This is a genomic window from Phocaeicola intestinalis (assembly GCF_014837065.1).
GTDB classification, from domain to species: Bacteria; Bacteroidota; Bacteroidia; order Bacteroidales; family Bacteroidaceae; genus Phocaeicola; species Phocaeicola intestinalis.
The window spans coordinates 1-9,081 of the sequence record NZ_JACSPP010000091.1 but is presented as its reverse complement, the minus strand read 5'-3'; the positions used below and the strand labels follow the sequence as shown (position 1 = coordinate 9,081).

The window sequence follows — 9,081 nt, the reverse complement described above, 5'->3', positions numbered from 1 at the left end:
CATGTATGGCACTGCATAATCTCAGAATTAAAATCAACCCTTGGAACTATCATAACTAATTTACATAAACTCTATTAATAATCTTACAGCGGATGGGGCTATCATCCGTGACTTTTCCGGCCGTGAAGTAAGTGATGAGGCTTTAAAGCGAATTATTAGTGCGGCGTTCAAGGCACCGGCCAACGACCATTTACGGCAATTCGAGTTTGTCGTGGTGCGTGGACAGGAGAATATAGCCAAGGTCATTGCTCCGTTGGCAAAGAACATGGCAGCATTCAAGAAGCTGGTTGCAGAGGTGGACGAATCGGGCGATAAAGACAAAATGGCGATGTTTGCCGATGCCTTGCCCAAGCAAAAAAACATCGATACAGAAGAGCGGATACATTTGAACGCGTGGTAAGAAATTGGGTATCTGGATGCTTTTATGAAAAATCTCCCTCTCTCAAGGGAAAAGCCCAAGAAAGAGGGAGATTATCATTATTATGAAAAAAATGTATTCACTTATTTTTCTTTACGAGGCTGGGGTTTGTGCTCTCGTTTCGGATGATTGGGCTTTTCTTCGGCCATTCCTTCTGGTTTTGGCATCAATACCTTGTGTGACAATTTGAACTTGCCGGTTTTCGGGTCGATATCCAGCAGTTTTACTTCAATTTCATCACCTTCTTTCAGTCCGGATTCTTCGATGGTTTCCAAACGTTTCCAGCTGATTTCCGAGATGTGCAGCAAACCGTCTTTTCCCGGAAGGAATTCGACAAATGCTCCATAAGGCATGATGGAACGTACCTTTCCTGTGTATACCTCACCTATTTCGGGGATGGCAACGATGCTCTTAATCATGCGTACGGCATCATCGATGGATTTCTTGTTCAAGCCGGCAATTTCGATGCGTCCTACGCCATCTGTTTCTTCGATGCTGATAGTGGCACCTGTCTCTTCCTGCATACCTTGGATGATCTTTCCGCCCGGGCCGATTACCGCTCCGATGAATTCTTTCGGAATCGTCATGGTTTCGATGCGCGGTGCGTTCGGTTTCAGTTCCGGACGAGGTTCGGCAATGCATTCGGTCAGTTTGCCTAAGATGTATTCGCGGCCCTCTTTGGCTTGCAACAATGCTTTTTCCAAAATGTCGTAGGTCAGTCCGTCGCACTTGATATCCATTTGGGTAGCAGTGATACCGTTTTTCGTACCGGTTACCTTGAAGTCCATGTCACCCAGATGGTCCTCATCTCCTAAGATGTCTGACAGGATGGCGTATTTGTCTTCTCCGGCGTTCTTGATCAATCCCATTGCAATACCTGATACCGGATTCTTGATAGGTACACCTGCATCCATCAGGGCAAGTGTTCCGGCACATACTGTAGCCATAGAAGAAGAACCGTTTGATTCGAGGATGTCGGAAACTACGCGGACACAATAAGGATAGTCGGCAGGAATCTGCCCTTTCAGTGCACGCCATGCCAAGTGTCCGTGTCCGATTTCACGACGGCCTACACCGCGTTGTGCTTTGGCTTCGCCTGTAGAGAAAGGCGGGAAGTTATAGTGTAGCAGGAAGCGTTCTTTGTGCTGGTCGAGTACATCATCGACGATTTTCTCGTCAGCTTTTGTACCCAATGTGACAGTACTGAGTGACTGGGTTTCTCCGCGTGTAAAGATAGATGAGCCATGTGGGTAGGGAAGTGGGCTTACTTCGCACCAGATGGGGCGGATGTCGGTCGTCTTACGTCCGTCCAGACGTTTGCCTTCATCGAGGATGCAACGGCGCATCGCTTCTTTTTCCACATCGTGATAATAGCGGTCAATCATCGGACCCTTTTCTTCCAGTTCCTCTTCGCTGAACTGGGCCTTGAATTCATCGCAGATTGCTGTAAAGGCTGCCTCGCGTTCATGTTTGTTTTTGTTGCCCGATTCGGCGATGGCGTATGCCTTGGCGTAACAAGCTTCGTGAACCGCCTTGCGCAGGTCTTCGTCGTTTTCTTCGTGGCAATATTCACGTTTTACGGTAGAACCGACTTCTTCCATCAGTTCCATCTGTGCCTTGCAATGTACTTTGATGGCTTCGTGTGCGGCTTTCAGGGCTTCCAGCAAGTCTTGTTCGCTTACTTCGTTCATTTCACCTTCCACCATCATGATGTTCTCGTACGTAGCGGCTACCATCAGGTCCATATCTGCCTGCTCCAGTTGCTCGAAAGTCGGGTCGATAACGAACTTGCCGTTGATACGTGCTACACGTACTTCCGAGATTGGTCCGCCGAACGGGATATCCGATACGGCAAGCGCAGCCGATGCGGCAAGTCCAGCCAATGCATCAGGCATATCGACGCCGTCGGCAGAGAACAGAATGATGTTCACGTAAACTTCGGCATGGAAGTTGTCGGGGAACAACGGACGCAAGGCGCGGTCTACAAGGCGGCAGGTAAGGATTTCATAGTCTGATGCCTTGCCTTCGCGTTTAGTGAAACCGCCAGGAAAACGTCCGAACGCAGAATATTTTTCTTTGTACTCTACCTGAAGCGGCATGAAATCTGTACCGGGAACTGCATCTTTTGCTGCACAAACAGTAGCCAACAACACGGTGTTACCCATGCGCAGCGTAACAGCACCATCTGCCTGTTTTGCCAGCTTTCCCGTTTCGAGCGTGATGGTTCTGCCATCAGGAAGCTCGATCGTCTTAACAATAGGATTGATCATAAATAATGTTTTAATATAATTTTCGACTATAAATCGCGCAAAGATACGAATAATCTTGCAGTAATCGGGTGAAGATGAGGCAAAACTTTTACACTTCGCCCGTTTTTATGCTATTTTATGCCTTTCCCTCCGGATATACATGCTCAGCCCGATGCAGGCGGTTGCGCGTGCCGCCGCAAGCGGTTGCCCCTCTCCGGCACCGTAAAGCATCAGGAAGCAGGCTTTTAAGCCTTTCGTGCGTTAAAGTTCTTTTTTTCGTACAAGAACTTTTTCGAAAAGCTTTGTGAAACCATGAAAAGCCGTATCTTTGCACTCCGAAGTAAAACAGGTTTTTAGAATGAAAAGAAATGCTTATATCGCCGCAGCTCTGTTGTTGGCAGGCATTACCGCCTGCAACAACGAGCCTGCTTTTACCGTTGAAGGTGAAATAACCGACGCGGCCGACAAAATGTTGTATTTGGAACAGACCGGACTGGAACGCATCGTTCCGCTTGATTCTATCAAACTGGATGAAGAAGGAGGGTTCAGCTTCTCCGTTGCTCGTCCGGATGCTCCCGATTACTATCGTTTGCGCATTGATAACAAGGTGATTAATTTTGCCGTTGATTCTACCGAAGCGGTGAAAGTGCATGCCGGTTTGGGCAATTTTGCTACAGGATATGAGATAGAAGGTTCGGAAAACAATACCAAGATAAAGGAGCTGGTATTGCTTCAGGCTGGCTTGCAGGAGCGTGTCAACCGCGTGGCACGGTCGGGACTGCCCATCGGCATAGCCCAAGACAGTATACAGAAGATTGTGACGGCCTATAAGGATACGGTGAAGCACAAGTATATTTTTGCCGGGCCTAACAAGTCATACGCTTATTTCGCTTTGTTCCAGGAATTGAACGGGTATATGATTTTCGATCCGCTTACCAGTAAGGAGGATGTAAAATGCTTTGCGGCGGTAGCTACGAGCATGAACAATATGTATCCTCATGCCGACCGTTCGCGCAACCTGTATAACATGGTAATAAAAGGGATGAAGAATACACGTGCGCCGCAAGTGAAACCCTTGGAGATTCCGATGGACAAGGTGGAGGAAACCTCGATTATTGACATTCCCTTGCGTGATGAGAATGGGAACCTGCATCACTTGACCGACCTGAAAGGCAAAGTGGTGCTAATCGACTTCACGGTGTATGGAGCATCCGAGTCGGGTGCACGTAATTTATTGTTGCGCGAAGTATATAATAAGTATAAGGAGCAAGGGCTGGAGATTTATCAGATTTCGCTGGATACTGATGAGCATTTCTGGAAAACAGCAGCAGATAATTTGCCATGGATTTGCGTGCGTGACCCTCAAGGTCCGTATTCAACGTTTCTTCGTCTGTATGGAGTATCCCAGTTGCCGGCAAGTTTCCTGGTCAACCGGAGCAACGAGTTGAGTTTGAGGATAGGAGCTGATACTGATTTGGACGCGGAGATTAAGAAATTATTATAACATGTTGCAAAGCATGTGAAAATACAGTGCTCCAACACTTGACTGGTATTATAAAAAGATTTACCTTTGTCGCAAATCAACATAGGAAGGGTTCCGATACGTAATTATGTATCGGAATTCTTTTTTGTTTTATAAGTAAGAATATAAACGAAAAATTAAAGGAGGAAAACATTATGGCTTATATGTCAGAAGAAGGTTATCAGAAACTGGTGGCCGAATTGAAACATCTGGAAGCAGTGGAACGCCCTAAAGTGGTGGCGGCTATTGCCGAGGCACGTGATAAAGGAGACTTGTCGGAAAATGCTGAATATGATGCAGCAAAAGAGGCTCAGGCTATGCTGGAAATGAAAATCAATCAGTTGAAGGCTACTATCGGCGATGCTAAAATCATTGACACATCGAAACTGAAGGCGGATACTGTGCAGATTCTGAGCCGTGTGGAACTGAAGAATGTCAAGACAGGTATGAAAATGGCATACACTATCGTGTCGGAAACAGAAGCCAACCTGAAGCAGGGGAAGATTTCGGTCAATACGCCGATTGCACAAGGCTTGCTGGGCAAGAAAGTGGGTGATGTGGCTGAAATAACCATTCCACAGGGGAAAATCAGTCTGGAAGTAACAGGAATTTCATTTTAACGGTAAGGCAGGCTTGCGTAAGCGCGCAGGTTTGCCTTACTTTTATTATATATAAAGGTATGGCAACAATATTCAGTAAAATCATTGCGGGAGAAATCCCCAGCTATAAAGTGGCAGAAGATGACCGCTTTTATGCGTTCCTCGACATTAACCCGATGGTAAAGGGACATACATTGGTTGTCCCGAAACGGGAAGTAGATTACATCTTTGATTTGGAAGACGAAGAACTGGCGGCGATGCATGTATTTGCCAAGCATGTGGCATTGGCCATCCAGAAAGTCTTTCCTTGCCGGAAGGTAGGCGAAGCGGTATTGGGCTTGGAAGTGCCTCATGCACACATCCATCTGATTCCGATGCAAAGTGAAAAAGACATGTTGTTCTCTAATCCGAAGTTGCAGCTGAGCGATGAGGAATTTAAGAAGATAGCCGCTGCTATACATGAAGCCTGGGAAGGCAATGCTTGATAAAATCTCCCTCCTACTTATATAATATAGCATAAAAAGCCATCCCCTGAAGGATGGCTTTTTTGTGTTGATAGATTTTTTCTTTTATGATAAAAAGGATTTATATCAGTATCCTGTTGGCAGCACTTGGGTGCATGATTTTCGCACAATCGCCAAGGTATAGGATTGAAGGAACTGTAATAGACCGGGATACACGTGAGCCGTTGGAGTTTGTCAATGTGCTGGTTATGGGTGTGGGTGTCGGTGCAGCAACCGATGCCGACGGACATTTTATTATCGGAGAAGTGCCGCCGGGTATTTATTCCCTTCAGGCTTCCATGTTAGGGTATAAGACAATCGTAACAGCTGAATATCGGGTAAATCATCGTACACCTCATATCTGGATTGAGATGGAAAAAGAAGGTGCACAGCTTTCCGAGGTGACCATTACGGCTTCCCCTTTTCAACGGGTGGCTGAGAGTCCGGTCAGCTTGCGGGTAATCGGTATGCAGGAAATAGAAAAGGCTCCTGGCGCCAACCGTGACATATCACGTGTGGTACAGAATTATCCGGGAGTAGCGTTTTCGCCTGTTGGGTACCGTAATGACTTGATTGTACGTGGAGGAGGTCCTTCGGAAAACCGTTTCTTTTTGGATGGGATAGAAATACCCAATATCAATCATTTCAGTACGCAAGGGGCATCGGGTGGCCCTGTGGGTTTGATTGATGCGGATCTGATACGGAATGTAAAGTTTTATAGTGGCGCTTTTCCGGCAAATCGGGGAAATGCCTTGAGTTCGGTGCTTGATTTTCGTTTGCGTGATGGGGATATGGAGCATAATTCTGTAAAGGCAACGTTGGGAGCTTCGGAAGTTTCACTGACTTCTAACGGGCATTGGGGCGACAAGACTTCGTATGTAGTGTCGGTGCGCCAGTCGTATTTACAGATGTTGTTCAAACTATTGGGCTTACCTTTTCTTCCGGCATATACAGATGCTTCTTTCAAGTTGAAAACCCGGTTCGATGCTCATAATGAACTTACAGTCTTAGGCTTGGGCGGTATAGACCGGATGAGGTTGAACTTGGACATCAATGGGGAGGATGCCGAATATCTCTTGAGCTATTTGCCTAAGATAGAGCAGGAGACTTATACCGTAGGAGGGGTGTATCGGCATTATGCCGGTCCCCACGTTCAGTCGGTGACTTTGAGCCATAGCTACCTGAACAACCGAAATTTAAAATACCGGGACAATGATGAGAGCAGTGAAGATAATCTGATGTTACGTTTGCGCTCGGTAGAGCAGGAAACCCGGTTCCGGTTGGAAAACACGTCACGATGGAATGTGTGGAAGCTGAACGCCGGAGTAGAGCTGAGTTATTTGCAATATACTAATACGACCTATCAACAGGTTTTTACCGATGCTGCACATTTGTACGATTATCGTACCGATTTGGGGATATTCCGTTGGGGAGTATATGCTTCTATGGACTATACGGCTCCCGACGAGCGTTTTACGGCTTCGTTGGGTGTGCGTGCCGATGCCAATAATTATAGTGATAAGATGAAGAAACTGGACCGGCAGCTGTCTCCACGCTTGTCTGTATCATGGAGACTGGCAGAGGGCTTGTTTTTAAGCGGGCATACGGGACTGTATTACCAGCTCCCGCAATATACAGCATTGGGCTTCAAGGATGAGTATGGACGATATGCAAATCGTCATTTGAATTATACTTCGGTATCGCAGACCAGTGCCGGACTGACTTGGCATCCGAATGAGACGGTGGAAGTGTCGGCAGAAGGATTTTATAAATTGTATAAGGACATGCCATTGTCTGTAGCCGATGGTATCCCTTTGTCGTGTAAGGGAAATGATTACGGGGTTATTGGAAATGAGGCTCTTGTTTCAGATGCTGAAGGACGTTCGTATGGTGTAGAGGTGATGTTTAAATGGTTGCTTGTCCAGCGTTTGAACTTGTCTTCTTCGCTCACTGTATTTAAAAGTGAGTTCCGTAAAAACAATCAAGATACTTATGTGCCTTCAGCATGGGATAATCGGTTTATATTCAATGTGAGCGGGACATATAATTTCCCTAAACAATGGAGCGTGGGTATGAAAGTATGTTGTATAGGAGGGTCGCCTTATACACCTTATGATGTGGAGAAATCATCGTTAGTAACGGCTTGGAATGCACAAGGCAAGGCGTATTATGATTACAGCCGGTATAATACAGGGCGTCTTCCTGCTTTTGGCCAATTGGATGTTCGGGTCGACAAGATGTTTTATTGGAAGAAATGTATGTTTGGCATTTATCTTGATATTCAGAATATAACGGCAAGTAAGCTGCGCCAGCCCGATGTCTTGATGAGCACCGGGGAAATAGAAAATCCTTCTGCTTCACTGGCCGAACAGCGTTATGTGATGAAGTCCATCAAACAGGAAAGTGGAACCTTGCTTCCCACTATTGGCATTACTTTCGAGTATTGATGCTTTTTTGCCCATCACAGATTACACACACATGGTAGGATAATTCCTTTTTATAGTCTGTGTAATCTGTGGTGAGTGGAATTCAGGAGTATTTCTCCCCGAATTTCATTTCTACATCGTTGATAAATTTGCGCATGGCATCTTGGTCATCTTTCTTGCAAATGAGCAATGCATTGTCGCTTGCGGCAACCAAATAACCTTCCAGACCTTGAATAACGGCCAATTGCCCTTCTGGTATGGAAATAATGTTGTCCTTGCAATTATATAATAAGGTGTTACTATGAATGATGACATTCTGGTGGGTGTCTTTGGGAGATGCATCATACAAAGATTCCCATGTACCTAAATCTGCCCAGCCGAAGTCACATAGTTGTACGTATACGTTGTTGGCTTTTTCCATAATGCTGTAATCAATGGAAATGTTGGGGCAGGAGGTAAAGTCTGGTTTGTCACATTCAACGCGCGGACATATTTCTGCCATGATTTCATGGAAAGCTTTCAGAATCGTATTGACGTGCCATACGAAAATGCCGGAGTTCCAATAAAACTCGTCACTTTGGATGAATATTTCGGCAAACTCCCGTGCAGGTTTTTCGATGAAAGTCTTTACTTTATAGAAATCTCCTTCTTTCTCTTCATCTATCTGGATATAACCGTATCCTGTATCCGGACGATTGGGTTTGATGCCCAATGTTACCAGAATATCGTTCTTCGATGCAAAGTCCAATCCTTTCAAGATGGCTTCTTTAAATTCTTCAAACTTCAGAATAAGATGGTCCGAAGGTGCTACCACGATAGTCGCGTTCGGGTTAACTTGCTGGATGATGTGCGAAGCGTATGCAATGGAAGGGGCTGTGTTGCGCCTTTCTTCTTCTACAATCAACTGTTCTTCTGGAAGCTCCGGAAGTAATTCGCACACCAGCTGCTTGTAATCTTTGTGTGTTGTAATGTAAATGTTTGTCGGTGGAATGATTTGTTTGTAACGGTCGAATGTCTGTTGCAATAAAGTTTGGCCTGTTCCGAAGAAATCCAAGAATTGTTTGGGCAGATTTTTCCTGCTGTACGGCCAAAACCGTCTTCCCATTCCTCCGGCCATAATGATACAATAGTAGTTGTTGTTCATGATAATCAGGATGGCTTTAAAAGTTTATGCTAAGATAGCAGATTATTTTGAATAAACCACTCGATACGCTTCTAAATAGTGTTAGACAAATTTTTTTTCACTTTTTTATTCATATCCTTTGTAATTTCAAAAGATTTGTCTATCTTTGCACCGCAATTCAACGGAATGCCCAGATGGCGGAATCGGTAGACGCGCTGGTCTCAAACACCAGTGGAGTAAA

At 45.5% G+C, this 9,081-nt stretch carries 6 protein-coding genes and 1 pseudogene; 5 read left to right on the top strand and 2 right to left on the bottom strand.

Going from position 1 to position 9,081, the window contains the following annotated elements; genetic code table 11:
* Positions 1 to 73: 73 nt before the first annotated feature.
* A pseudogene (locus H9625_RS16565) lies at positions 74 to 364 on the top strand (nitroreductase family protein); the annotation flags it as partial.
* Between the two features lie 137 nt (positions 365 to 501).
* On the opposite strand, the gene pnp reads toward H9625_RS16565, so the two are convergent.
* Positions 502 to 2,688: a polyribonucleotide nucleotidyltransferase gene (gene pnp, locus H9625_RS16560; RefSeq protein WP_022039824.1), complete on the bottom strand. Its 2,187-nt coding sequence runs from the start codon at positions 2,686 to 2,688 to the stop codon at positions 502 to 504.
* Positions 2,689 to 3,025: 337 nt separating this feature from the next.
* Here pnp and H9625_RS16555 point away from each other — a divergent pair, with 337 nt between their 5' ends.
* The 4 genes from H9625_RS16555 (at position 3,026) to H9625_RS16540 (ending at position 7,738) form a co-directional block, all read left to right on the top strand.
* Positions 3,026 to 4,171 carry a TlpA disulfide reductase family protein gene (locus H9625_RS16555; RefSeq protein ID WP_087250441.1) on the top strand — a complete coding sequence of 382 codons (1,146 nt, stop codon included), beginning with the start codon at positions 3,026 to 3,028 and terminating at the stop codon, positions 4,169 to 4,171.
* 173 nt (positions 4,172 to 4,344) lie between these two features.
* Positions 4,345 to 4,809: a transcription elongation factor GreA gene (greA, locus tag H9625_RS16550; RefSeq protein ID WP_022039826.1), complete on the top strand. Its 465-nt coding sequence runs from the start codon at positions 4,345 to 4,347 to the stop codon at positions 4,807 to 4,809.
* A 59-nt stretch (positions 4,810 to 4,868) separates the two neighbouring features.
* Positions 4,869 to 5,273: an HIT family protein gene (locus H9625_RS16545; protein ID WP_022039827.1), complete on the top strand. Its 405-nt coding sequence runs from the start codon at positions 4,869 to 4,871 to the stop codon at positions 5,271 to 5,273.
* Between the two features lie 134 nt (positions 5,274 to 5,407).
* On the top strand, positions 5,408 to 7,738 hold the full coding sequence (locus H9625_RS16540; RefSeq protein WP_225226478.1) for a TonB-dependent receptor: 2,331 nt from the start codon (positions 5,408 to 5,410) through the stop codon (positions 7,736 to 7,738).
* A gap of 82 nt (positions 7,739 to 7,820) precedes the next feature.
* On the opposite strand, the gene H9625_RS16535 is transcribed toward H9625_RS16540, so the two are convergent.
* Positions 7,821 to 8,864, bottom strand: a complete 1,044-nt coding sequence (locus H9625_RS16535; RefSeq protein WP_087210028.1) for a mannose-1-phosphate guanylyltransferase — start codon at positions 8,862 to 8,864, stop codon at positions 7,821 to 7,823.
* Between the last annotated feature and the right edge of the window lie 217 nt (positions 8,865 to 9,081).